General features: G+C 64.5%; 24 protein-coding genes. 3 read left to right on the top strand and 21 right to left on the bottom strand.

What is annotated here, in order from left to right; genetic code table 11:
- The first annotated feature begins 173 nt into the window (after positions 1-173).
- The gene (locus DKB74_RS16805) at positions 174-1,397 is read left to right on the top strand and encodes a polyhydroxyalkanoate depolymerase (RefSeq protein WP_109809382.1); all 1,224 of its coding nucleotides are present in this window, start codon (positions 174-176) and stop codon (positions 1,395-1,397) included.
- Between the two features lie 11 nt (positions 1,398-1,408).
- Here DKB74_RS16805 and DKB74_RS16800 read toward each other — a convergent pair whose 3' ends face one another.
- The 11 genes from DKB74_RS16800 to hisG all read right to left on the bottom strand — a co-directional run bounded on the left by DKB74_RS16800 (position 1,409) and on the right by hisG (position 14,158).
- Positions 1,409-1,774 carry a hypothetical protein gene (locus DKB74_RS16800; protein WP_109809343.1) on the bottom strand — a complete coding sequence of 122 codons (366 nt, stop codon included), beginning with the start codon at positions 1,772-1,774 and terminating at the stop codon, positions 1,409-1,411.
- Positions 1,775-1,804: 30 nt separating this feature from the next.
- Complete coding sequence (locus DKB74_RS16795) at positions 1,805-2,035, bottom strand: hypothetical protein (RefSeq protein ID WP_109809342.1); 231 nt, start codon at positions 2,033-2,035, stop codon at positions 1,805-1,807.
- 1 nt (position 2,036) lies between these two features.
- Positions 2,037-2,921 (bottom strand): hypothetical protein, encoded by an 885-nt coding sequence (locus tag DKB74_RS18645; RefSeq protein WP_145961036.1) that lies wholly within the window; start codon positions 2,919-2,921, stop codon positions 2,037-2,039.
- The gene (mutS, locus tag DKB74_RS16790; protein WP_109809341.1) at positions 2,914-5,490 is read right to left on the bottom strand and encodes a DNA mismatch repair protein MutS; all 2,577 of its coding nucleotides are present in this window, start codon (positions 5,488-5,490) and stop codon (positions 2,914-2,916) included. The genes DKB74_RS18645 and mutS overlap by 8 nt, the downstream gene beginning before the upstream one ends.
- 115 nt (positions 5,491-5,605) lie before the next feature.
- A complete protein-coding gene (locus tag DKB74_RS16785; RefSeq protein ID WP_239987576.1) occupies positions 5,606-7,354 on the bottom strand; it encodes an alpha/beta hydrolase family protein in 1,749 nt (582 codons plus the stop codon).
- A gap of 518 nt (positions 7,355-7,872) precedes the next feature.
- The gene (locus DKB74_RS16780) at positions 7,873-10,113 is read right to left on the bottom strand and encodes a sodium-translocating pyrophosphatase (protein ID WP_109809339.1); all 2,241 of its coding nucleotides are present in this window, start codon (positions 10,111-10,113) and stop codon (positions 7,873-7,875) included.
- A gap of 115 nt (positions 10,114-10,228) precedes the next feature.
- Entirely contained in the window at positions 10,229-11,134 is a 906-nt protein-coding gene (gene thiL / locus DKB74_RS16775) for a thiamine-phosphate kinase (RefSeq protein ID WP_109809338.1), read from the bottom strand.
- Positions 11,135-11,362: 228 nt separating this feature from the next.
- The gene (gene nusB / locus DKB74_RS16770; protein WP_109809381.1) at positions 11,363-11,824 is read right to left on the bottom strand and encodes a transcription antitermination factor NusB; all 462 of its coding nucleotides are present in this window, start codon (positions 11,822-11,824) and stop codon (positions 11,363-11,365) included.
- Positions 11,825-11,874: 50 nt separating this feature from the next.
- Entirely contained in the window at positions 11,875-12,138 is a 264-nt protein-coding gene (locus tag DKB74_RS16765) for a DksA/TraR family C4-type zinc finger protein (RefSeq protein WP_109809337.1), read from the bottom strand.
- A gap of 71 nt (positions 12,139-12,209) precedes the next feature.
- Positions 12,210-13,499 carry a histidinol dehydrogenase gene (hisD, locus tag DKB74_RS16760; RefSeq protein WP_109809336.1) on the bottom strand — a complete coding sequence of 430 codons (1,290 nt, stop codon included), beginning with the start codon at positions 13,497-13,499 and terminating at the stop codon, positions 12,210-12,212.
- Positions 13,496-14,158: an ATP phosphoribosyltransferase gene (gene hisG / locus DKB74_RS16755; protein WP_109809335.1), complete on the bottom strand. Its 663-nt coding sequence runs from the start codon at positions 14,156-14,158 to the stop codon at positions 13,496-13,498. Before hisG ends, hisD begins: the two co-directional genes overlap by 4 nt.
- A 59-nt stretch (positions 14,159-14,217) precedes the next feature.
- Between hisG and DKB74_RS16750 the strand changes: the two genes are divergently transcribed.
- A complete protein-coding gene (locus DKB74_RS16750; RefSeq protein ID WP_109809334.1) occupies positions 14,218-15,285 on the top strand; it encodes a DUF2332 domain-containing protein in 1,068 nt (355 codons plus the stop codon).
- Here the strand turns inward: DKB74_RS16750 and DKB74_RS16745 are convergent.
- From DKB74_RS16745 to DKB74_RS16720, 6 genes are read right to left on the bottom strand one after another with little or no spacing between them, the layout of a single operon-like run.
- Entirely contained in the window at positions 15,276-16,211 is a 936-nt protein-coding gene (locus DKB74_RS16745) for an alpha/beta fold hydrolase (protein WP_239987573.1), read from the bottom strand. The genes DKB74_RS16750 and DKB74_RS16745 overlap by 10 nt on opposite strands.
- Positions 16,212-16,221: 10 nt before the next feature.
- Complete coding sequence (locus tag DKB74_RS16740) at positions 16,222-17,133, bottom strand: alpha/beta fold hydrolase (protein ID WP_109809333.1); 912 nt, start codon at positions 17,131-17,133, stop codon at positions 16,222-16,224.
- Positions 17,134-17,166: 33 nt separating this feature from the next.
- The gene (locus DKB74_RS16735; RefSeq protein ID WP_109809332.1) at positions 17,167-18,066 is read right to left on the bottom strand and encodes a pirin family protein; all 900 of its coding nucleotides are present in this window, start codon (positions 18,064-18,066) and stop codon (positions 17,167-17,169) included.
- Positions 18,063-18,500, bottom strand: a complete 438-nt coding sequence (locus DKB74_RS16730) for an NUDIX hydrolase (RefSeq protein ID WP_109809331.1) — start codon at positions 18,498-18,500, stop codon at positions 18,063-18,065. The genes DKB74_RS16735 and DKB74_RS16730 overlap by 4 nt, the downstream gene beginning before the upstream one ends.
- Entirely contained in the window at positions 18,497-19,204 is a 708-nt protein-coding gene (locus DKB74_RS16725) for a glutathione S-transferase (RefSeq protein WP_109809330.1), read from the bottom strand. The genes DKB74_RS16730 and DKB74_RS16725 overlap by 4 nt, the downstream gene beginning before the upstream one ends.
- Complete coding sequence (locus DKB74_RS16720) at positions 19,194-19,487, bottom strand: BolA family protein (RefSeq protein WP_109809329.1); 294 nt, start codon at positions 19,485-19,487, stop codon at positions 19,194-19,196. The genes DKB74_RS16725 and DKB74_RS16720 overlap by 11 nt, the downstream gene beginning before the upstream one ends.
- Before the next feature lie 89 nt (positions 19,488-19,576).
- On the opposite strand from DKB74_RS16720, the gene DKB74_RS16715 reads away from it, so the two are divergent.
- A complete protein-coding gene (locus tag DKB74_RS16715) occupies positions 19,577-20,149 on the top strand; it encodes a J domain-containing protein (protein ID WP_109809328.1) in 573 nt (190 codons plus the stop codon).
- 57 nt (positions 20,150-20,206) lie between these two features.
- On the opposite strand, the gene fghA is transcribed toward DKB74_RS16715, so the two are convergent.
- The 4 genes from fghA to DKB74_RS16695 form a co-directional block, all read right to left on the bottom strand.
- Positions 20,207-21,049, bottom strand: a complete 843-nt coding sequence (fghA, locus tag DKB74_RS16710) for an S-formylglutathione hydrolase (RefSeq protein ID WP_109809327.1) — start codon at positions 21,047-21,049, stop codon at positions 20,207-20,209.
- A gap of 25 nt (positions 21,050-21,074) precedes the next feature.
- Positions 21,075-21,458 (bottom strand): VOC family protein, encoded by a 384-nt coding sequence (locus DKB74_RS16705; protein ID WP_109809326.1) that lies wholly within the window; start codon positions 21,456-21,458, stop codon positions 21,075-21,077.
- Positions 21,459-21,471: 13 nt separating this feature from the next.
- On the bottom strand, positions 21,472-22,584 hold the full coding sequence (locus tag DKB74_RS16700) for an S-(hydroxymethyl)glutathione dehydrogenase/class III alcohol dehydrogenase (RefSeq protein WP_109809325.1): 1,113 nt from the start codon (positions 22,582-22,584) through the stop codon (positions 21,472-21,474).
- 87 nt (positions 22,585-22,671) lie between these two features.
- On the bottom strand, positions 22,672-23,133 hold the full coding sequence (locus DKB74_RS16695; RefSeq protein WP_109809324.1) for an SRPBCC family protein: 462 nt from the start codon (positions 23,131-23,133) through the stop codon (positions 22,672-22,674).
- Positions 23,134-23,149 lie beyond the last annotated feature (16 nt).

Raw genomic sequence — 23,149 nt, 5'->3', positions numbered from 1 at the left:
GATGTTCGGGGGAGGAAACCGCCCTGCCGGTATCGGGAGCAAGCGGCGCTGTTGTTTCCGTCACGTGCCGCTTCGGGCCATGCTCCGTATCCGCCCGTCATTGCACTGCACAATCGGGCTGCTATACCGCTCCGGGCCCCCGCCGCTCCGTCGGTGCTGCAAGAAGGATGGCCATGCTTTACAACGCGTATGAAATTCAGCGGTCGATGCTGGCAGGAGCCAGCGCTCTGGCGAATTTCAGCGCGGGGTTGCTGCAGAACCCGGCCAATCCCTTCGCCTATTTCGGCGGCGGGCCGGTGCTTGCTTCGGCGCTCGAAGTGTTCGCGCATGCCTCTGCACCGCGCGGCAAGCCTGAATTCGGACTCGACCATACCGAAATCAACGGCAAGCGCATCGACGTGGTCGAGGAAATCGCGCTTGAAAAGCCGTTCGGCAATCTGAAGCGCTTCGTCCGCAAGGGCGTCAAGCCGGGCGCGCCCAAGCTGCTGATCGTCGCGCCGATGTCGGGCCATTTCGCGACGCTGTTGCGCGGAACGGTCGAGCGGATGCTTTCCTTCGCCGATGTGTATATCACCGACTGGCATGACGCGAAGCTGGTGCCGATGCATGAAGGCCGCTTCGATCTCGACGATTATGTCGATTACATCATCGAATTTCTCGAAACGATCGGCGAGGGCACGCATGTGCTGGCGGTCTGCCAGCCTTCGGTGCCGGTCTATGCCGCCGCCGCAGTGATGAGCGCGGACAAGAATCCGTGTCGCCCGGCGACGCTGACGATGATGGGCGGGCCGATCGACACGCGCGAAGCGCCCACCGCCGTCAACACGCTGGCGACTGAGCGGCCGTTCAGCTGGTTCGAACAGAATGTCATCGCGACGGTGCCGATGACCTATCCGGGCGCCGGGCGGCGCGTTTATCCGGGCTTTCTGCAGCTTGCCGGGTTCATGTCGATGAACCTTGGCAATCACATGATCAGCCATTGGGAGATGTTCAAGCATCTGGTCCAGGGCGATGGCGAAAGCGCCGACGCGACGATGGGCTTTTATGACGAATATCGTTCGGTCTGCGACATGACCGCCGAATTCTATCTCCAGACGATCGATGTCGTGTTTCAGAGCCACGCGCTGCCGACGGGCGAGATGATGCATCGCGGCAAGCGCGTCGATCCCGGCGCGATCACCGATATCGGTCTGCTCGCGGTCGAAGGCGAAAAGGACGATATTTCAGGGCTGGGCCAGACCAAGGCGGCGCTGAAGCTGGCGACCAATTTGCCCGACAGCATGAAGCAATATCATATGGCCAAGGGCGTCGGCCATTACGGCATCTTCAACGGATCGAAATGGCGCACCCGCATCGCGCCGGTGCTTGAGAAGTGGATGATGACTCACGGCGGGTGAGGGCCGGGGGGCTAGGCGGCTTCGGCCAGCCACGCCTCTGCCGCGTTCATCGTCGAAAACACCTTTACCCGCGGATGCACCAGCGTGCGTTCGGCCTGAAGCTGGTTGAGGCGGCTTCCCACCACTACGGCGGCGCGGCCGCTGGTGGCGGCCATGCCCGCATCCTTTATGCCTGCCAGCAGATCGGCGACGTGATTGGCCTGAACCGGGAAATCGAACGATTCGACCAGTATGTCGAAATCACTTCGCAGGCGGCGTGCGTCGCGCAGTGCCAGCGCGACGGCGCCGGCGAAGCGCGTCACATCGTCGGGGGCCCAGAAGCCGCGTACATGGAGGCGCAGGATGTTGGCCGGACCGTCATAGGCAATGTCGAACATCCGGTTTCACTCTACGCAGGAACAGGCGAATCAGCCGTCGCTGACGATCGGATATTCGCCGCGCAGGCGATCGGCAAGGTTTTCCACCGCCGCCACTTCGACCACGCTGCCGCTGGGGGCGAACGACCAGTTGCAATGCGGGTGGGTTTCCCGGTCATAAACGCGCGGACGGCCCAGCACCTTGCGCCAGCGCGCCTTGGTGCTGCCATGCGCGCGGATCAGCGCGGCGAGGAAGATGTCGGTGAGGTCGGCGGCGGTCATGTTAGCTGTCATCGCAATCCGAATAGAGGACTGCCGATTGCCACGCTCGGCTGATTTCAGTCTCATTGCAGGAAATACGTTCACCAGAAGTGCGGGATTTTTCGAGAAGTGACAACAGGCGCTGCTCCATTGCATATGCACCCTTTTCACTACTCCATCGGTGGGTTCGCCAGAGCGTCCATTCCTCGTGAAGCACCTCTGTCGGGACATGGCAATTAATCTGGTTGCGCCTCGCCTTTGGGTCAGCCGCAAATCCAACCTTCCAGATGTCGCGATTTCCGAAGCGCAGGGCGTACGTGTACGATGACTCCCCCAGGTTTCGCGTGGTCGTGGCCGTCCATTCTGTCGGACTTGGACCTCGGGTCGGGCCTTGCTGAAGCGCATCCTGTCCAGCCTTGAGGCGAGACAGAAATTTGGTTTCGCGCACCGGTGCTTCGATGCGCGGTATGGCAAGTACAGCCCTTCGATCTTCGGCCGACAGAAGTACCGCGCCAACGGTTGCGTACATTGGTAGTTGTTCGCTCAAAACATCACGCAACATGGGAGGTGACCGGAATTTCCATGCCCGCAACATTGGAAGGGCCTTTGGCCATCTATAAGATCCACCTTCCAATTCGTGCTGGAACATGGCGTCGCGGGCTATCAGATTACGGGTGTCCGTAGGAATACGCCCGAATTCTACGAGACCAAGCAAACGACCTTGTTCGTCGGGGGACGTAGGCCACCCCTGAGTTCCTACAAAGAGTATCAAATCACCCGGTTGTGATTGGGTAATCAAGCGATCTCGATTTCCTGCTTTGCCGAATGTTACGGCTGGGTGCGTACAAGGATTGAAGCCCCAAAACCGACTGGCAAACACTTGAGGTCGCTCGGCCATATCACTCACTCGCCAGCCCTTTCAGGCGATAGAGTATTTCGAGCGCCTCGCGCGGGCTTAAGGCGTCGATGTCGAGCGTTTCGAGCTCGCTGCGCAGCGGGTCGGTGGCTTCGGGTTCCTCCTCGGCCATCGCGGCGAAGAGGGGAAGGTCGTCAAGGCCGGCCGCAAGGCCGCCGGTCTTTTCGCGCCCTGCCTCAAGCTTGTCGAGCACGGCGCGGGCGCGCTTGATCGTGATCGGCGGCAGCCCGGCGAGCCGCGCAACGGCAAGGCCATAGCTGCGGTCGGCTGGTCCTTCGGAGACTTCGTGGAGCAGGACGAGATCGCCCTTCCATTCGCGCGCGCGGACATGGTGGAGCGTGAGCGCGTCGCAGCGTTCGGCGAGCCGCGTCAGCTCGTGATAATGGGTGGCGAACAGGCAGCGGCAGCGATTTTCCTCGTGAATCGCCTCGACCACTGCCCAGGCGATGGCGAGGCCGTCATAGGTCGAGGTGCCGCGCCCGACTTCGTCGAGGATGACGAAGCTTTGCGGGGTTGCCTGTGCCAGGATCGCGGCGGTTTCGACCATTTCGACCATGAAGGTCGATCGCCCGCGCGCCAGATTGTCCGACGCGCCGACCCGGCTGAACAGCCGGTCGACCAGGCCGAGCGTGGCGCGGGTGGCGGGGACATAGCTGCCCGCCTGTGCCAGCACCGCGATCAGCGCATTCTGGCGCAGAAAGGTCGATTTGCCGCCCATGTTCGGACCAGTGACGAGCCAGAGGCGCGAATCCTCGCTGAGCGAACAGTCATTGGCGACGAACCGCTCGCCCGCGCGCGCCAGGGCTGCTTCGACCACCGGATGGCGGCCGCCGACGATATCGAAACAGGCGTGATCGACCAGCGCGGGGCGTGCCCAGCCGCCCTCTGCCGCGCGTTCGGCAAGGCCCGCCGAGACATCGAGACGGGCGAGCGCGTCGGCGGTGGCCGCAATCGCTTCGCGCCGGTCGAGCGCGGTGGCGGTAAGGTCTTCGAGATGCGCGGCTTCGGCGGTCAGCGCGTGGGCGCCGGCCTGTGTCACCTTGATCGCCAGATCGTGCAGTTCGGGCGCGTTGAAGCGGACGACGCCGGCGAGCGTCTGGCGATGGGTGAAGCCGCTGTCGGGTGCCATCAGCTTGTCGGCGGATTTGGCGGGCACTTCGATATGATAGCCGAGCACGCCATTATGCTTGATCTTGAGCGTCGCGATGCCGGTCTGGTCGCGATATTCGGCTTCGAGCCTGGCGATGGCGCGGCGCCCGCCCGCGCCGGTATCGCGCAGATCATCGAGCGCGGCGTCATAGCCTTCGGCGATATAGCCACCCTTATCGGCATCGACCGGCGGATCGGGGACCAGCGCGCGCTGGAGCAAGTCGATCAGTTCGCCATGGCCGCGCAGCTGCGGCGCGAGCGCGTCGAGCAGGGGCGGGCGATCGGCGAGGCCCGAGAGCTTTTCGCCGAGCCGCCATGCGCCGTCGAGCCCGTCGCGCAGCTGCCCCAGATCGCGCGGGCTGCCGCGTCCCGCCGCCAGCCGTCCGAGCGCGCGGCCGATATCGGGCATGGCGCGCAGCGCGCCGCGCACCATGTCGCGCAGCCCGGCATCGTCATGGAAACGCTGGACGAGATCGAGCCGCGCTTCGATCGCTGTGCGGTCCATCAGCGGCGCGGCGATATCCGCGCCCAGCATGCGCGCGCCCGAGCCGGTAACGGTGCGGTCGACCGCATCGAGCAGGCTGCCCTTGCGCGCGCCCGATTGCGAGACGGTGAGTTCGAGGCTCTCGCGCGTTGCCGCGTCGATCGCCATTGCCGATTCGGTGCGCGTGACATGCGGCGGACGCAGGAAAGGCAGCGCGCCCTTTGCCGTATGGTCGAGATAGGCGACCAGTCCGCCCGCGGCGGCCAGCCCGGCGCGCGACAGGCTGCCAAAGCCGTCGAGCGTGGCGACGCCGAACAAGGATTTGAGCCGCGATTCGCCGCGCGCCGAATCGAAGTCGCCCTTCGGGCGCAGCGCCGTGGCGAGATCGGCAAAATCCGACGCTTCGGACGCGATGGTTTCGGCCGGGGCATAGCGGGCGAGTTCGGCGCTCGCGCGGTCGGCGCCGCATTCGATCACTTCGAACACGCCGGTAGAGATGTCGGCACAGGCGATTGCGACTTCGCCGCCCGCTTCGCCGATCGCCGCGCACCAATTTGCGCTGCGGCTGTCGAGCAGCGCCTCTTCGGTCAGCGTGCCGGCAGTGACGACGCGGATGATCGCGCGCGCGACCAGCGCCTTCGATCCGCCGCGCTTCTTCGCTTCTTCGGGCGTTTCGATCTGATCGGCGATGGCGACCCGGTGCCCAGCCTTGATCAGCCGCGCGAGATAGCCGGTCGCGCTATGGGCGGGCACGCCGCACATCGGCACCTTGTCATCGCCATGGCTGCCCCGCGCGGTAAGCGCGATGTCGAGGCAGGCGCTGGCGACCTTTGCATCGTCAAAGAACAGCTCGAAGAAGTCGCCCATCCGGTAGAAGAGCAGACAATCCCCCGCCTCTTCCTTGAGCGCCAGATATTGCGCCATCATCGGGGTGGGAGCGGAAGCGTCGGCCATCGCCGCTTGGGTAGCGAAACATGCCGCGCCCGCAAGCCCTGGAAGAAGAAGTTTGCCGCCCGTCGCAGCGACGGGCGGCTTCAGCCGATCAGTTGGGCGGGTTATGCTCGAGCAGGAACTTTTCGAGCGCTTCGAGGAATTCGACGCGATCCGCTTCCCTTGTGAAGTGGTGGTCGCCCTCGGGTTGCTCGATATAGATCACGTCCTTGTTTGCGGCGCGCAGCTTTTCGGCCATGCGGCTCGACTGGCTTTCGGGAAGTCGCAGATCCTTCTTGCCGTGCACCAGCAACACCGGAACGCGGAAATCCGACGCGAAATTGATCGGCGAAATGTCGCTGAGATCGGGCGCCTGATTCGACAGCCAGTCGGTAAACTGATTCGAGAGGAAGCGTTTGTCATGCGCCAGCATGGCGTTCATGTCCGACACGCCGGCAAAGGATACGGCGCAGCGATAAATCTCTGGATTACGCTGGGCGCCGCGCAGCGCGGCATAGCCGCCATAGGAGCCGCCGACGATGCACACGCGACCGGGATCGGCGATCCCCTGTTCAGCGAGATAGGCGACTGCGTCGTCGAGATCATCCTGCATCTTTCGACCCCATTCGCCGTCGCCTGCCACGGAAAATGCGCGGCCATAGCCGCTCGATCCGCGATAATTGGGCTGAATGACGGCATAGCCGCGGCTGGCGACGAACTGCGCCCACCAGTCATAATGTTCATAGTCGCGGGCATCGGGGCCGCCGTGCGGCATCACGACGAGCGGCAGATTCTCGCTCTTGCCTTTCGGCAGCGTCAATACTGCTTCGATCGGCAGGCCATCGCGCGCAGCATAGTGGACCGTGCTGACCGGGTTCAGGCGCGCCAGCTGAATTTTCGGATTGCCATAGGCGATGAGATTCATTCCCCCGGATGCGCGATCGTAGAGGAAATAGGCGCCGGGCGAATCATTCGACCCTACCTTGATGATAGCGCGACCATAATCGTCGCTGTAGCTGATGATCGAAGCATCGCCACCATTGATCCGTTCGCGGACTTCACGCTGTATTTCGGCCAGGGAAGAATCGAGCCACTGGATCGTCGAGCCCTGGTCCAGATAGCTGACGCCAATCAGCTTGTTCTGCGCAGCATTGGTGCGATAGCTGCCGATATCATGTCCCTCACTCTGATACAGCGGCTCGCCGAGCGACATGGTTTCGAGATCGTAGCGATACAGTCGGCGGATGCCGTCCGGCCCCGCCGTCAGCGACAGAACCGTGCCGTCGTCGAGGAACAGGTCGGGTTTTGCCACGCTTTCGCGATAGGCGACTTCCTGGTCGGCCAGTTCGCGCCAGCCGTCCGAATCGCTACCGCGATAGAGGATGCGATACTGGCCGTCGAAATTGCCCACGCCGACCCGGACATTGCCGTCGCCATCGGTGATCCAGTCGAAAATGCCTTCGCGTCCGCTGACGATCAGCCGGCTGCGCCCTGTCGAGACGTTGAATTCGAGAACTTCGGGCCAGAAGCCGGGCTCATGCAGATATTGCGCGCGCTGCATCGCGAGGCGCACGCGCGGCGTGCCGTCATGCGCGATCCAGATGACATTGTCGGCATAGCGGCCGACCTGACGCGACCGGGTAAGCAGCGGTACCGATTTCGTGCCGTCCGCCTTCAGCCCGACTGCGCGTGTGATATAGCTGACCCCGTATCTGCCGAATGCCGCCTCACCGCCGATGCCGGCGACAAGCCAGTCTTCGTTGACCCAGTCGATCCACAACAGGTCGTTTTCTTCCAGCGGGATGATGGACGGGCTTCCGCCTCCGATCGGTATGATCGCCAGATATTGTTCCCCCCGCACTGCCAATTGCGCGGCGATTTTTGTTCCGTCGGGCGAAAGTTCCGGGGATTCCAGTGTCGGCAACGCCGCGAAATCAGCCGCCGAATATTGTGCGCCTGCCTGAGCCTGGGCCGCAGGTACCAAAGCGAGCTGCGTTCCATGCAAAGCAGCGCTTGCGGCCAATAGCGTCGCCGCCCAAAATACTCTCAAACTCATCGCAACTATTCCCCCGATAGCCACTTAAGGCTATTGGCGAGATGTCGTAAAGACAAGCGGGTTAACGGAAGAAATACGCCGAACACAGCGTTGGGCGCGCGATTTTGTCGTTTCTGTGTGGCGTGTGGCGTGTGGCGTGTGGCGGTTCCGCGCCTCGGTCTGCGCTCAGCGATTCCATCTTCTGCGGATCGTCACGCAGCCCGAATGCGGTGCAGCTCGCCCGTGCCGACGTCGCCGAAAAGCAAAAGGCCCCGCCCGGATCGCTCCGAACGGGGCCTGTTTGTCGGCAGGCGGCGGGATCAGCCGCCGACCATCGCGATCGCCTAGATGCTGCCCGATCCGGCAGCGGCCAGTGCCGCGAGCATCAGCAGCGCGACGATGTTGGTGATCTTGATCATCGGATTGACCGCCGGGCCGGCGGTGTCCTTGTACGGATCGCCGACGGTGTCGCCGGTCACTGCGGCCTTATGGGCTTCGCTGCCCTTGCCGCCGTGATGGCCGTCCTCGATATATTTCTTGGCATTGTCCCATGCGCCGCCGCCCGAAGTCATCGAGATGGCGACGAACAGGCCCGACACGATCACGCCGAGCAGCAAGGCGCCGACCGCGGCGAAACCCTGGCTGCGGCCATAGGCTTCGGCGCTGGCGAATTCGATCGGCAGCGGATCGGGCGCGCCCGCAGTCGCCACCCACATCACCACGAAATAGACCACCACCGGCGCGAGTACCGGCAGCAGCGACGGGATGATCATTTCCTTGATCGCCGCCTTGGTGACGATATCGACCGTCCGCCCGTAATTGGGCCGGCTGGTGCCCGCCATGATGCCCGGATCGTCGCGGAACTGGGTGCGGACATCCTCGACCACCGAACCGGCGGCGCGGCCCACGGCAGTCATGCCGAACGCCCCGAACAGATAGGGCAGCAGCGCGCCGAGCAGCAGACCGACGACGACATAGGGGCTCGACAGGCTGAAATCGACTTCGCCGGTCAGGCCCAGCTCGGTCGCATAATGTTTGAGGTCGGTCGTATAGGCGCCGAACAGCACCAGCGCCGCCAGTGCTGCCGAACCGATGGCATAGCCTTTTGTCACGGCCTTGGTCGTGTTGCCCACCGCATCGAGCGCGTCGGTGCGGGTACGGACATCGTCGGGCAGGCCCGCCATTTCGGCGATGCCGCCGGCATTGTCCGTCACCGGGCCATAGGCGTCGAGCGCGACGACCATCCCGGCCAGCGCCAGCAGCGAGGTCGCGGCAAAGGCGATGCCGATGATGCCCGCGATCTGATACGTCGCGATCACCGCGACGACGATCACCAGCGTCGGCAGCGCAGTCGATTCAAGGCTGATCGCCAGCCCCTGAATGACATTGGTGCCATGGCCGGTAACCGATGCCTTGGCGATCGACCGGACCGGACGATATTCGGTGCCGGTATAATATTCGGTGATCCACACCAGCAGGCCGGTGACGGCAAGCCCGATCATCATGCAGATGAACAGATCCCAGCCGGTAAAGCTGGGGCCGGTGACGGTGGCGGCGATCGCCCCCAGATCCATCGAATCGAGCGCGGTTTCGAGGCCCGAGCCGCCGCCGATCGGCGCCGACATGTCGCCGAGCGCCGCGCTGGTGACGGCATAGATGGCCGGGATCGACAACAGGGCGGTGGCGAAGAAGCCCTTGTAGAGCGCGCCCATGATCGACTGGCTTTTGCCCAGACGCACGAAATAGGTGCCGATGATCGACGTCACGATGCAAACGCCGCCGACGATCAGCGGCAGGCTCATCAACGCGAGCAACGTGTCGGGTGCAAGACCGTGCACCAGCAGCGCGATCGACACCATGGTCAGGCCGATCGTCACGACATAGGTTTCGAAAAGATCGGCGGCCATGCCCGCGCAATCGCCGACATTGTCGCCGACATTGTCCGCGATCACCGCCGGGTTGCGGGGGTCGTCCTCGGGAATCCCGGCCTCGACCTTGCCGACCAGATCGGCGCCGACATCGGCGGCCTTGGTAAAGATGCCGCCGCCCAGACGCGCGAAGATGGAAATCAGCGATGCGCCGAATGCCAGCGCGGTCAGCGCCTCGATCACTTCACGGCCGTTGGCGGCGTGCCCTTCGACACCGACAATGTACCAGAAGATCAGCGAGATCGCGAGCAGGCCCAGGCCCGCCACCAGCATGCCGGTGATCGCGCCCGAACGGAAGGCGAGGGTAAGACCGCCCTGCAGCGAGGTGCGCGCGGCTTCGGCGGTGCGGACATTGGCACGCACCGAAATATTCATGCCGACAAAGCCCGCAGCGCCGGAAAGAATCGCTCCCAATGCGAAGCCGATGGTCGAGCGGATGCCAAGCGTGAAGAACAGGATCACCGCCACGATCACGCCGACAATGGCGATGGTGCGATATTGCCGCCCCAGATAGGCCTTGGCGCCTTCCTGAATCGCGGCTGCGATATCCTGCATTTTCTGGTCGCCGGCGGGTGCCCTGAGCACTTGTCCGCTGGTCACGAAGCCATAGACCACGGCAATGATGCCGCAGGCGATGGCAAGATACACGATTGTCATGTTGGAGCGTTCCTTCCCCTGTCATCCTCTCTCTGGCTCCGGTCTATGTGCCGGATACCGAGCAGGGAGAGGCTATCGGGGGGCGCGGGTTAGCGCAAGAAACTCCTGAACCGGCTCAGCTATGCTCGAATCCCAGCGTTTCGGGCATGTCGACTTCTTCCTCGCCGTCGATCAGCGTGATGCCTTCGCCGGCGGAGAACATGCCGACGCGCGTTGCCGGCACCGCAGGCATCGATCCGTCGGGCAGCGCGAACAGCAGTTCGTAATCATCTCCGGCCGTGACGGCGGCGATGCGGACTTCGCGATCCTCGCCTGCGAATGCGATCAGCTCGGGCGAGAGCGGGATCGTCGCCAGGTCGATCGTCACGGCAACGCCGCTTGCCTTTGCCATGCGCGCGGCATCGATCAGCAGCCCGTCGGAAACGTCCATCATCGCATGGACCTGCCGTGCGAGCGCCTGTCCTTCGGCGACGCGCGGCATCGGACGGCGATAGCGTTCGACCAGCGCGGCCGGACCCGTGCCGCCCCGCGCAATCGCCAGCCCCGCCCCGGCATCGCCCAGCGTTCCGGTGACCCACAGCGCGTTGCCCGCCTGTGCGCCGTCGCGCGTGGGTGCGCGTACGCTCTTGCCCAATGCGGTCAGCGACAGGCTGCGCGGCGCGCCCGGCGGCGCAGACACGGTATCGCCGCCGAGCAGCGGCACCGAATAATGGCGCAACGCTTCGCCCAGTCCTTCGACAAAGGCGCGGTTCCAGTCGCTGTCTTCCGACAGCGTATAGCCGATCAGCACGCCTTCGGGCTTGGCGCCCTTTGCCGCCAGGTCGGACAGATTGACGCCCAGCAGCTTCCACGCGACATCGGCGGGCGAATCGTCGGACAGGAAATGCACGCCTTCGATGATCATGTCGGTGGTCAGAACCCGGCCATCGACCAGCACCGCGCTGTCGTCGGTCAGGCCGCGCGCGGCAGGGTGCATGGGAAGCGTACGCAACGCTTCGATAAATTCTGCTTCGGAAGTCATGCGCGGCAGCTAGCGCCAAAGCGACGCCGGGAAAACCTTTACTGTGTGACGAGTCGGCTTTTCCCGTCCCGTTCGCGGTCAGGCAGATCGGCGACAAGGTCATGAGCAGGGCCAGGGGCATGGCCATGCGCGGCCGGCAAGCCACGGAAATCCGTGCCTGCCGCCAGGGCATCGACGATCGTCATCCTTTTGAGAGCGTTGCCGGAAAGCAACGGATATGTCGGTGCTTCAGCCGCGCGCCTGTTTGGCGATGGCGTCGAGCAGGCCGTTGACGAAGCCCTTTTCGCGGCGGTCGTAAAAGGCGTCGGTCACGTCGAGATATTCGTTGATGACGGCGCCGGTCGGTACATCGGCGCGGGCGATCAGTTCAAAGGCGCCGGCGCGCAGGATCTGGCGCATCGGCTTGTCGAGCCGGTCGATCGACCAGCTGTCGGCGAGCTTTGCCGCGATCAGCGCGTCAATCTCTTCGCGGCGTGCATCGACGCCGGTGACGAGGTCGTCGAAGAAGGTGACGTCCGCTTCGGCATATTCGACATCCTCGATCACCGCGCCCAGCCGATGCTGGTGAAATTCGGTCAGCAGGCGGGGCAGCGGCGTGCCTTCCATCTCCTGCTGGTACAGCGCCTGTACGGCGGCGAGACGCGCGGCCGCGCGCGCCCTGGATCGGTTCTTGGCATTGGGACTTGGCATGATCGGGGCCAGATAGGGGCGCGCCGCGCACAAGGCAAAGCAAAAGGCGCTTAACGCAGCTGGCTGTCCTTGCTGCCGCGTCGATTGAAGCCGCCGGCGCGATGCGCGCGGTCGCGTTCGGCCTGGCAATCGACGCACAGCCGCACGCCGGGCAGCGCCTTGCGCCGCTTTTCGGGAATATCCTCGCCGCACAGCGCGCAATATTCGAGGCTTTCGCCCGTCGGCATCCGCGCGCGGGCTTCGGACACGGCATCGCTTACCGTATCGTCGATCTGATCCTGTACCGCGCCATCGCGCGCCCATCCGCCGGCCATGACGGCTCTCCTGTCTTTCTCTTGTTACTTCAGAAAGATAGGGGGCGTGCGGCGTGCGTGCAAATCGGCGGCTATTGGCCCAGCCGGATCGCCACCGAGCGGGCATGGGCGGGCAGGCCCTCTGCCTCTGCCAGCGCCACCGCCGCCGGGCCGATCGCGCCGAGGCCCGCCGCATCGAGCGCAAGGAAGCTGGTGCGCTTCATATAATCGAGCACCGAGAGGCCCGACGCGAAACGCGCGCGACGCCCGGTGGGAAGCACATGGTTGGGACCGGCGACATAATCGCCGACCGCTTCGGGCGTGTGGCGGCCAAGGAACACCGATCCGGCGTGGCGCACCTGTGCGAACAGCGTTTCGGGATCGTCGCAGGCAAGTTCGAGATGTTCGGGCGCGAGGCGATCCACCAGCGGCATCGCGTCGGCCAGCGTCGGAACCAGGATGATCGCGCCGTTCGCATCCCAGCTCGTCCGCGCCGTCGCGCCGGTGGCGAGCGTTGCGATCTGGGCATCGACTTCGCGCGCGACGGCATCGGCGAAAGCGGCATCGTCGGTGAACAGGATCGACTGGCTGGTCGGATCATGTTCGGCCTGGCTCAACAAGTCGGCGGCGATCCATCGGGGATCGTTCGTGCCGTCGGCGACGACGACGATCTCGCTCGGTCCGGCGACCATGTCGATGCCGACCACGCCGTAAAGCTGGCGCTTGGCTTCGGCGACCCAGGCGTTGCCGGGACCGGTGACGACATCGACCGGCGCGATTTTGTCGGTGCCATAGGCAAGCGCGGCGATGGCCTGCGCCCCGCCGACGCGCCACACCTCATCGACGCCGGCAAGATGCGCGGCGGCGAGGACGAGCGCGTTGGTCTCTCCCTTTGGCGTCGGGGTGACCATGACGAGCCGTTCGACGCCCGCCACTTTTGCGGGAATCGCGTTCATCAGCACCGACGAGGGATAGGCCGCCCGCCCGCCGGGCACATAGACGCCCGCGGCATCGACAGCGCGCCACCGCGCGCCGAGCCGGATGCCGGCATCATCGGTGGTGTCGCTGTCGGCCGGGCGCTGGGCGGCATGATAGGCGCGGATACGAGTCGCGGCGAGTTCGAGCGCGCTGCGAAGCTCGGGATCAAGCGTGTCGAACGCCGCCTTGCAGACGCCGGGTTCGACGCGCCAGCCCCCGGCATCGAGATCATGGCCGTCGAATTTGGCGGTCAGTTCGGCCAGCGCGACATCGCCCTGGTTGCGGACGCGCGCGATGATCGCGGTGACGTCGCGCGCGACATCTTCGTCGGCTTCGCGCCGCGCATTGACCAGCGCAGTGAAGGCGGCGGCGAAATCGGGTGCGGTGGCGTCGAGGCGGATCACCCCGCGTCCCTTTCCACGGCCTTGCGGAAACCGTCGACCAGCGGGACGACTTCGGCCGCGCGCGTCTTGAACGCCGCGCGATTGACGATCAGCCGCGAGGTGACATTCTCGATCACTTCGACTTCGACCAGTCCGTTTTCCTTGAGCGTGCGGCCCGACGAGACGAGGTCGACGATGCGCGGGGCAAGCCCCAGCTTGGGCGCCAACTCCATCGCACCGTTCAGTTTGACGCATTCGGCCTGAACGCCGCGCTTTTCGAAATGCGCGCGGGTGATGTGCGGATATTTGGTCGCGATACGGACATGGCTCCAGCCGCGCGGATCGTCCTTTGCCGCCAGATCGGCGGGTTCGGCGACTGAGATGCGGCAATGGCCGATGCCCAGATCGACCGGCGCATAGAGCTCCGAATAATCGAATTCGGCGAGCACATCCGACCCGACGATCCCGAGCTGCGCGGCGCCATGCGCGACAAAGGTCGCGACGTCGAACGCGCGCACGCGGATCAGGTCGATATCGGGCCGGTTGGTGCGAAAGCGCAGGGCGCGGCTGTTCTTGTCGCCGAAATCGGGTTCGGGAACGATGCCGACCTGTGCGAGCAGCGGCAGCGCTTCTTCCAATATGCGCCCCTTGGGCACGGCGAGGATGATCGGATCGGTCATGAGCAGCGGGGCTTTACTTGGGGGGCGGCGCGGGCGCAACAAGCCTGGGGAGGACGGCAATGGCGGACGAAGCGGCAAATCGCGAGGCGTTTCTGATCCAGCAGGGCTATTGCGCGGCGATGGACGCGCCGATCACCGCGCGGATCTGCGCGGTGCTGGCGGCATGTGTCACGCCCGAAAGCCGTACCGGCGCGCATATCCTGAACTGGCCGGGCGATCCGACCGCGGACGCATTGCCGCTGCGTATGGTCGGCGGGCTGCATGCGCTGGCGCAGAGCGGCGCGGCGCCCGAACTGGCGCGCGTCTTTTCGGGCGAACTGGTCGATCCCGACGCGGTTGCGATCGTGCTGGCCGACGCGCTGATCCGGCATGACGCGGCGCTTTTCCCCTGGCTCGACGGGCCGCCGCAGACCAATGAACCGGCGCGATCCGGTGCATTGATGACCGGGCTGCTCGAAATCGCGCGCCGGCATGGCCCGCGGATGGAGTTGCTCGAAATCGGTTCGAGCGCGGGGCTCAATTTGTTGATCGATCGCTATCGTTTCGATCTGGGCGGCGTGACGGTGGGGCCCGGCGAATCGCCGGTGACGATCCGGCCCGAATGGCGCGGGGTTCCGCCGCCCGACGTGCCGGTCCGCATCGAAAGCGTGCGTGGATGCGATGTGCGCCCGATCGACGTGCGCGATCCTGCCGCCGCGACACGGCTGGCCGCCTATATCTGGGCCGATCAGCCGGAACGGCAGGCGCGGCTGGAGCGGGCAATCGCGATGATTCGCGAACGACCGGTGCGGATCGAGGCTGCCGATGCCGCCGACTGGCTCGACGCGCGGCTGGCCGAACCGCAGGACGAAGGCGTGACGCGCGTGCTGATGCATTCGGTGGTCTGGCAATATCTGCCGCAATCGGGGCGGCAGCGGATCGAAACGGCGATGGCGCGGGCAGGTGCCGGGGCCAGTCCGGAACGGCCGCTGGCATGGGTGATGATGGAGCCCGATCGCGTGCGCCAACGGCAGGAGGTGCGAGTGCGCAGCTGGCCCGGGGCGGAGGGTTTTGCGCTGCTGGCGAGCGCGCATGCGCACGGACAATGGATCGCAGCGATCGAAACGGGCGGTGCGGATCAGCTTTGATAGGGTTTTATCGGGGTCCGGCGGAGCCAGCTGGTCAATGCGCGGCTCACTTCCTCGGGCGCTTCCCATGGCAGGAAATGCCCTGCCTCAGGGAAGCGCAGCACCGTAAGATCGGGCGCCAGATTCTCCAGCCCATCCATCAGGCTGGGCAGCAGCCCGCGATCGCGCATGCCCCACAACACCAATGCCGGCTGGGAAATCATCGGAAAGGGGCCGTCGATCCATTCGGGCCGGGCCGTATCTTCGCCCAGAGGGGGAACGAAGATCCGCGCGGCGCGATACCAGTTGCACATCGCCGTCATCCGGCCCGGATCGCGCCATTCGGCGAAATAGCGTTCGCGTTCGGCGTCGGATACCGTGGCCTGCAGATGTTCGACGAACAAGAAATGGAAAAACGCTTCCAGTTCCGCTTCGCTCGGGTCGCCATCGCTTGCCATCTGCCGGAATTTGCGCATCGGCTGGCCGGCGGCGCGCTGGGCAGGATCGTCGATCAACCTGCGTTGCATGATCAGCGGATGCGGGCCGTTGAGCACCGCCAGCCGACGCACCCGATCGGGGAAGCGCATCGCCGTCGACCATGCCAGCGATCCGCCGAAATCATGGCCGATCAGCGTGAATTCGCGCAGGCCGAAGGCATCGGCAAGCGCGACGACGTCGTCCATCAGCAGCTTTGCGTCATAGGCTTCGACCCCGAGCGGTTTGGACGATCGGCCATAGCCGCGCTGATCGGGCGCGATGACGAAATGCGATAGCCCCAGCGCAAGCAGTTGATGGCGCCAGGCACGGTGCGATTCGGGAAAGCCGTGCAGCAGGATCACGGCGGGCGCATCGCGATCGCCGAAGCTTGCGACATTCAGCGTGACGCCCGTTGGCAACGCAACCGCCTGACCGCTCAGGTTAACCGCATCGGGGGAGGTGCTTGCCACGGTCCCTCCCTCAGCCGCTCGCCAGATGGGTTTGCGCCGCCAGCCAGGGGCGTAAGGCCGCGATCACGGCGTCGGGTTTTTCCCAGGGGATGAAATGCCCGGCATCGGGCACGCGGACGATGGTCAGATCGCGGACATGATCCGCCAGACCGTCGAGCTGGCACGGCAGCAGCGCGGGGTCCTTCATCCCCCATATCACCAGCGTCGGCATCGCCACCGGCGGCAGATCGGGAATGGGGAAAGTGGGCTTGTCGATCTTTGCGTCGACGGGCGGGACTTCGATGTTGCTCGCGCGATACCAGTTGAGCATCGCGGTCAACGCGCCCGGCTGAGACCATTGGTCGAGATAGAAAGCGCGTTCCCGGGGATCGATGCCGCCTTCGACATGGTTGGCGAAGGTGACGTCGAGAAATTTCTCGGCGCCCTTGACCGTGAAATTCTTTTCGAAGCCCGGATCGCGCAATGCGCGCATATATTGGCTCGCCGCGCGCTGAGCCGGATCCTCGATCACGCTGCGCTGGAATAGAGTCGGATGCGGTGCGTTGAGGATGACCAGCCGCGCCACGCGATCGGGCCGCAGGATCGCCGCCATCCACGCGATCGCGCCGCCCCAGTCATGGCCGAACAGCGTGAACTTGCCGATATCGAAATGGTCGGCGAGCGCGATCAGGTCGGCCAGGATTTCGTGCGGCGCATATTTCGCCTTGCCTTCCGGCTTGGAGGAACGGGCATAGCCGCGCTGATCGGGCGCGAGGACGAAATGATCGCGCGCGAGTTCCGGAATCAGATAACGCCAGGTGCGATGGCTTTCGGGAAACCCATGGAGCAGGATCACCGGGGGATTGGCCGGATCGCCTTCCACCGCGACATCGAGCGAAACGCCCGTCGGCAAATCGACGCGTCGCAAGTCGAAGTCGGCCATTCTCCCCTCCGCTGGTTAATGGCAGATGCTCTGTTAGGGATAGCTTACGGTCTTAGGCACTTCAGGGATAGGGATAAATTCCTTGTCGTCATCGGGGACGACCGGGAAGTTGCCCGCTTTCCAATCCTGTTTGGCCTGATCGATGCGGTCGCGGCGCGAGGATACGAAATTCCACCAGACATGGCGTGGCGTGGCAAAGGCTTCGCCGCCGCACAGCATCACTCGCCCGCCGCGCTGCGACGTCAGCGTGCCGGTGGTGCCCGGGCGCAGGACATAGAGCGTCTTTTGCTGAAGCGGCATGCCGTCGAAACTTGCATCGCCGACCGCGACATAGAGCGCGCGTTCGTCAGCCGCTGCGTCGATTGGGATGCTGCCGTTGGCCATCACCATGATGTCGGCATAAATCGTGTCGGCATAGGTCGTGGTCGGTGCCGATACGCCCCACAGGCTGCCCATGATGACGCGCGCGCGGACGCCATGGTCGGTGATCATCGGCAGGTCGGCGGCGGCGACATGTTCGAAGGCGGGATCGCGTTCCTCATCGGCTTCGGGCAGCGCGAGCCAGGTCTGAATGCCCGACAGTTCCGGCCCCTTTGCGCGCTCGTCCCCCGGCGAGCGTTCGCTGTGCGTGATGCCGCGCCCTGCGGTCATCAGATTGACTGCGCCCGGTTCGATCCGGGCAAAGGTGCCGAGCGAATCGCGATGGTCGATCGCGCCGCCATAGAGATAGGTGACCGTGGCGAGATTGATGTGCGGATGCGGGCGCACGTCGATGCCGTTGCCGACCTCCAGATGCGCGGGTCCCATCTGGTCGAAGAAGATGAACGGGCCGACCATGGTGCGCGGACGCGAGGGCAGGGTGCGGTGCACCTTGAACCCGCCCAGATCATGCGTGGTGGGCGTGATCGTCTGAGTAAAGAAATCTTCGGTCATGCCAGTTGCTCCAGCATTTGGGGGAGGTCTTCGGGAAAAATCGCTTCGGGCCAGCCGGCGAGCTCGGATCGGGTGAACCAGCGCCATTCGCGCATTACCCGTTGTTCGAGCGCGGTATGATTGGACGTATCGATCACATTTGTGGATGTGCGAACCAGAAAATAGCGTTCGTCGGCGAGCACCGGGACCTGTTCGAGCGTGGTGAATTCGACCACACGCTGCGCGACTTCCGGACCGCAATCGACCGCGATCCCGCATTCTTCGAACAATTCGCGGCGCGCGGCGGCGGCATAGGCTTCGCCCGGATCGAGCGCACCGCCCGGCGTGCACCAGAAGGGCGGGCGATCGGCGGGGGTAAAGCGAAACAGCAGCACGCGATCCGCCGGGTCGAGCAGCAGGATGCGCGCTGCGGGACGTTGCGCACGGCTGGTCATTCGGCGTCGAGTTCCGGATAATGGCGAAAGATACCGTCGGTGTTGAACGGCAGCCGCCGGTCGCTTGCCAGATAGCTGCGGACGCCGGGCAACTCGCCGACCAGTCCGTGAATCCGGATCAGGCCGGGGATCGTCGGCTCGAGCGTCGCCATGCGCCGCGGGAACATATAGCGCAGCCCTTCGATCAGCTGAAAGATCGAGCAATCGGCATAGCTCATCGTGCCGTCGATCAGCCATTCGCCCGGATTGGATTGCGCGGCCCGTTCGAACCAGCCGAGAAATTTGGGCATGCGCGCATCGCGAAACTGCGCGGCACAGCGCAGTGCCTCGTCCTTCTGATCTTCGTAATAGAGGCCGGTGGCGACCGGGTGGTGGACCTGATGCACTTCGGCCACGAAGTCGACGATCGTCAGCTGCAATTCGTGCAGCCACAGCCGGTCCTTCATATTCGACGGCGCGAGCTGATGCCGCTCGCCAAGGAATAGCAGGATCGCGGCGACCTGTGCGATCGCCATGCCGTCGAGCTCGAGATAGGGCGGCGCAAACGGCGCGCGGCGGTCATATTTGCGCATGTCGGCGATCAGCGCGTCGGCGCCGAGTTCGCGCGCGCAATCGCGATAGGCGATGCCGGCCGCTTCGAGCGGCAGGCGGACGAACTCGCCGCGGCCCTGAATGCCCGGCCAGTACCAGAGATTATACGCCATCTTCGTCCGGCGTGCGGGTGCGGATGGCGAGCGCATGAATGTCGCGCGCGAGCAAATCGGCGAGCGCCTGATTGACCAGGCGCTGGCGCGCGACGCGATTCTTGCCCTCGAAAACTGGGCTGACGATGTCGACGGTGAAGTGGCTTTCGCCCGATCCGTCGTCGCCCATATGGCCGCGATGCTGTGCACTGTCGTTGATCACGGCGAGGCGCGTGGGGACAAGCGCGCGGGTCAGCCGCGCTTCGATTTGCTGTGCGATGGGGCCGGTAGCGATGTCATTCATCGCGCCTATATAGGGCGTTTTTGCAAGGGTGTCGCGTGGCCGAAAGCCAGCCGAAGAAGGAACGGCCAAGAAGCCGTTTTCACGGAAGGATGGAATCAAACGGGCGCTTGTGCGCCATCCCCGGTTGCGAGGAACCGGGCGAATTTCGCGCGCCTCCCGCAGAGGGCGCGGGCGGCGGTTCGGACGGGCCGGGCGCCTATCGCTGGCTGTGCCTCGACCATGTGCGCGCGTTCAATTCGGGGTATAATTATTTCTCGGGAATGACTGCGGAAGAGATTCACGACGCGCAGCGGCCCTATGCCGGCTGGGAACGCGAGACGCGTGCCTTTGCCTCGACCGGGGGCGCGGATCGCCCGCCGCGCTGGTCCGATTTCCACGATCCGCTCGATGCGATCGGCGCGCGGTTCAAGGACAAGATGGCGGGCATGGCGCAGCGCGGCGAGCGCAACGACGGTCGACCGCTGAGCCCGCAGGACCGCAGCGCATTGAAGACGCTGGGACTGGGCAAGGATGCGGACCGGACCGCGTTGCGCAAACGCTATTTGGAACTGGTGCGCCGCTATCACCCCGATCGCAACGGCGGGGATCGCAGCCATGAAGGTGAATTGCAGCGCGTGATCGCGGCCTATCAGCAGCTCAAGGGCGCGCCTGCATTTGCGTGAGTCGGGTTCGAATCGTTCTCGACTTCGCTCGAAGCGGATCGAACCTGACCCGCGCGCCTAAGCCTTGAGCCGCTCGGCATGCCAGGCGACATGTTCGCCGAGGAAGGTCGAGATGAAATAATAGCTGTGGTCGTATCCCGGCTGCATCCGCAGCGTGAGATCGATCCCCGCGTCGGCGCACGCGGCCTTGAGCAATTCGGGTTTGAGCTGCCCTTCGAGGAAATTGTCGGCATCGCCTTGATCGACCAGCAGTTCGGTAACGCGTGCGCCATCGGCGATCAGCGCGCAGGCGTCATAGGGGCGCCAGTCCGCGCGGTCGGGGCCGAGATATCCGCTCAGCGCCTTTTCGCCCCAGGGGCATGCGAGCGGCGATGCGATCGGCGCAAAGGCGGAGATGGAGCGGAACCGGTCGGGGTTGCGCAGCCCGATGGTCAGCGCGCCATGGCCGCCCATCGAATGGCCGGTGATCGACTGGCGCGCCATATCGGCCATCGGAAACTGCGCGGCGATCAGCGCGGGCAGTTCTTCCTCGATATAGCTGCGCATGCGGAAATTGGCCGACCATGGCTCCTGCGTCGCATCGACATAAAAACCTGCGCCCTTGCCGAAATCATAGCCTTCGTCATCGGGCACATCGTCGCCGCGCGGGCTGGTGTCGGGCGCGACGAAGATCACGCCATGTTCGGCGCAGGCTTCGCGAAACTCGCCCTTTTCGGTGACATTGGCATGGGTGCAGGTGAGCCCGGAAAGATACCACAGCACCGGCAGCTTCGCGTCGCCCTTATGCGGCGGGACATAGACCGAAAAAATCATGTCGGTGCCGGTCACGTTCGAGGCGTGTTTGTAAACGCCCTGCACGCCGCCGAAGGATTTGTTGGTCGATAGGGTTTCGAAGCTCACCGGCAATCTCCATCGTGCGAACCGATCAGGCGGGCAGGCGGTGCATCGCGCACACCTTGTTCCCCGCCGGGTCGCGCAGATAGGCAAGGTAGAGCTTGAGGCCGGAGCCTTCGCGCACGCCCGGTGCGTCTTCGATCGCGGTGCCGCCCGCCGCCAGACCGGCAGCATGCCACGCATCGGCGGCTTCGGGGCTTTCCGCGGCAAAGCCGAGCGTGCCGCCATTGGCGTGGCAGGCCGGTTCGCCGTCGATCGGCCTGGTCAGCATGAAAATGCCGCCATTGTGCATGTACATGACGCGCCCCTTGGGATCGACGCGGCCCGGCGCAACGCCCAGCGCGCCGAGGGCGGCGTCGTAAAAGGCCTTTGACGCGTCAATATCATTGGCGCCGAGCATCACATGGCTGAACATTTCGGTCTTCCTCTCAATATACCACGACGCTGCGGATGCTTTCGCCCGCATGCATCAGATCGAAGCCCTTGTTGATTTCCTCAAGGCTGAGGACGTGCGTGATCATCGGATCGATCGCGATCTTGCCGTCCATATACCAGTCGACGATCTTGGGCACATCGGTGCGTCCCTTGGCCCCGCCGAACGCAGTGCCGCGCCAGTTGCGCCCGGTGACCAGCTGGAACGGGCGGGTGCTGATCTCCTTGCCCGCTTCAGCAACGCCGATGATGATGCTGGTTCCCCAGCCGCGATGGCACGCCTCGAGCGCGGTGCGCATCACTTCGGTGTTGCCGGTCGCATCGAAGGTGTAATCGGCGCCGCCATCGGTCAGTTCGAGGATCCTGGCGATCGTCTCGTCGCGCGACAGCCCCTTGCTGTTGATGAAGTCGGTCATGCCGAACTGGCGGCCCCATTCCTCACGGTCCGGATTGATGTCGACGCCGATGATCTTGTTCGCGCCCGCCAGCTTCGCGCCCTGAAGCACGTTGAGCCCGATGCCGCCGAGACCGAAGACGACGATATTGTCGCCGACCTGGACCTTCGCCGTGTTGACCACCGCGCCGACACCGGTGGTGACGCCGCAGCCGATATAGCAGCTGGTCTGGAACGGCGCGTCTTCGCGGATCTTGGCCACGGCGATTTCGGGCAGGACCGTGAAGTTCGAGAAGGTCGAGCAGCCCATATAATGGAAGATCGGCTGCCCCTTATAGCTGAACCGCGTGGTGCCGTCGGGCATCAGCCCCTTGCCCTGCGTCGCGCGGATCGCCGTGCACAAATTGGTCTTGCCGCTGAGGCACGACTTACACTGGCGGCATTCGGGCGTGTAGAGCGGGATGACATGATCGCCGGGTTTTACGCTGGTGACGCCAGCGCCGACTTCGCGGACGATGCCGGCGCCTTCATGGCCGAGCACGCTGGGGAAGATCCCTTCGCTGTCGAGTCCGTCGAGCGTATAGGCATCGGTGTGGCAGATGCCCGTCGCCATGATTTCGACCAGCACTTCGCCGGGCTTGGGTCCTTCGAGGTCCAGCTCGACGATTTCGAGCGGCTTTTTTGCTTCGAAGGCGACGGCGGCGCGAGTCTTCATGGGTGTACTCCGGGAAATTTCGGTTCCCGGAGCGCTTAAAGGGTGGCGGCTGGCCTGACCAGACCGTCCGGGACGACGCGAGCAAAATCAGACGGTGGCCCGTGCCTCCGCTTCGGCGAGCTCGGCGAGTTGCGCGGCGACAATACCCCATCCCTGTTCGAACCCCATCGCCCGATGTTGTTCGCAGGCTTCGTCGGTCCAATGGCGCGCGCGGGCGGTGTAGCGGGTCTTGCCGTCTTCCTCCTCGAAACTGGTGATTGCCATCATGAAGGGGCCCTGCGGCACCCAGCCGGGTGCGAAGGCGTCAGTCGAGACGATCCTGGCGTTGGGCACCACTTCGAGGAACACGCCCTGAAGGTGGTTTTCCTCGCCATTCGGGCCGCGCATGATCATCCGCGATGCCCCGCCGGGGCGCAGATCCTGTTCCTGGATTTCGACTGTCCAGGGCTTGGGGCAGAACCATTCCTCGGTCCGCTGCGTCCAGACACGCCACACGGTTTCGACGGGGGCATCGATCAGCCGCGTGATGCTGAGTTCGCGTTCGGGCATGATAGTCTCCTGTGAT

Source organism: Stakelama portus (assembly GCF_003171655.1).
Taxonomy (GTDB): Bacteria; Pseudomonadota; Alphaproteobacteria; order Sphingomonadales; family Sphingomonadaceae; genus Sphingomonas; species Sphingomonas portus.
The sequence above is the reverse complement of the archived record's forward strand: the minus strand, read 5'-3'. Positions and strand labels throughout refer to the sequence as shown.

What these genes read in the sequence shown, in the direction of transcription:
- hisG (WP_109809335.1), bottom strand. Translation starts at nt 14,158, where the DNA reads ATGACCGATCCGATCATCCTCGCCGTGCCCAAGGGGCGCATATTGGAA.
- DKB74_RS16725 (WP_109809330.1), bottom strand. Translation starts at nt 19,204, where the DNA reads ATGGCGTATAATCTCTGGTACTGGCCGGGCATTCAGGGCCGCGGCGAG.
- DKB74_RS16720 (WP_109809329.1), bottom strand. Translation starts at nt 19,487, where the DNA reads ATGAATGACATCGCTACCGGCCCCATCGCACAGCAAATCGAAGCGCGG.
- DKB74_RS16800 (WP_109809343.1), bottom strand. Translation starts at nt 1,774, where the DNA reads ATGTTCGACATTGCCTATGACGGTCCGGCCAACATCCTGCGCCTCCAT.
- DKB74_RS16750 (WP_109809334.1), top strand. Translation starts at nt 14,218, where the DNA reads ATGGCGGACGAAGCGGCAAATCGCGAGGCGTTTCTGATCCAGCAGGGC.
- DKB74_RS16805 (WP_109809382.1), top strand. Translation starts at nt 174, where the DNA reads ATGCTTTACAACGCGTATGAAATTCAGCGGTCGATGCTGGCAGGAGCC.
- DKB74_RS16730 (WP_109809331.1), bottom strand. Translation starts at nt 18,500, where the DNA reads ATGACCAGCCGTGCGCAACGTCCCGCAGCGCGCATCCTGCTGCTCGAC.
- DKB74_RS16795 (WP_109809342.1), bottom strand. Translation starts at nt 2,035, where the DNA reads ATGACCGCCGCCGACCTCACCGACATCTTCCTCGCCGCGCTGATCCGC.
- DKB74_RS16705 (WP_109809326.1), bottom strand. Translation starts at nt 21,458, where the DNA reads ATGTTCAGCCATGTGATGCTCGGCGCCAATGATATTGACGCGTCAAAG.
- thiL (WP_109809338.1), bottom strand. Translation starts at nt 11,134, where the DNA reads ATGACTTCCGAAGCAGAATTTATCGAAGCGTTGCGTACGCTTCCCATG.
- DKB74_RS16740 (WP_109809333.1), bottom strand. Translation starts at nt 17,133, where the DNA reads ATGGCCGACTTCGACTTGCGACGCGTCGATTTGCCGACGGGCGTTTCG.
- DKB74_RS16715 (WP_109809328.1), top strand. Translation starts at nt 19,577, where the DNA reads ATGGAATCAAACGGGCGCTTGTGCGCCATCCCCGGTTGCGAGGAACCG.
- mutS (WP_109809341.1), bottom strand. Translation starts at nt 5,490, where the DNA reads ATGATGGCGCAATATCTGGCGCTCAAGGAAGAGGCGGGGGATTGTCTG.
- DKB74_RS16695 (WP_109809324.1), bottom strand. Translation starts at nt 23,133, where the DNA reads ATGCCCGAACGCGAACTCAGCATCACGCGGCTGATCGATGCCCCCGTC.
- DKB74_RS16735 (WP_109809332.1), bottom strand. Translation starts at nt 18,066, where the DNA reads ATGACCGAAGATTTCTTTACTCAGACGATCACGCCCACCACGCATGAT.
- DKB74_RS16700 (WP_109809325.1), bottom strand. Translation starts at nt 22,584, where the DNA reads ATGAAGACTCGCGCCGCCGTCGCCTTCGAAGCAAAAAAGCCGCTCGAA.
- nusB (WP_109809381.1), bottom strand. Translation starts at nt 11,824, where the DNA reads ATGCCAAGTCCCAATGCCAAGAACCGATCCAGGGCGCGCGCGGCCGCG.
- DKB74_RS16765 (WP_109809337.1), bottom strand. Translation starts at nt 12,138, where the DNA reads ATGGCCGGCGGATGGGCGCGCGATGGCGCGGTACAGGATCAGATCGAC.
- DKB74_RS16780 (WP_109809339.1), bottom strand. Translation starts at nt 10,113, where the DNA reads ATGACAATCGTGTATCTTGCCATCGCCTGCGGCATCATTGCCGTGGTC.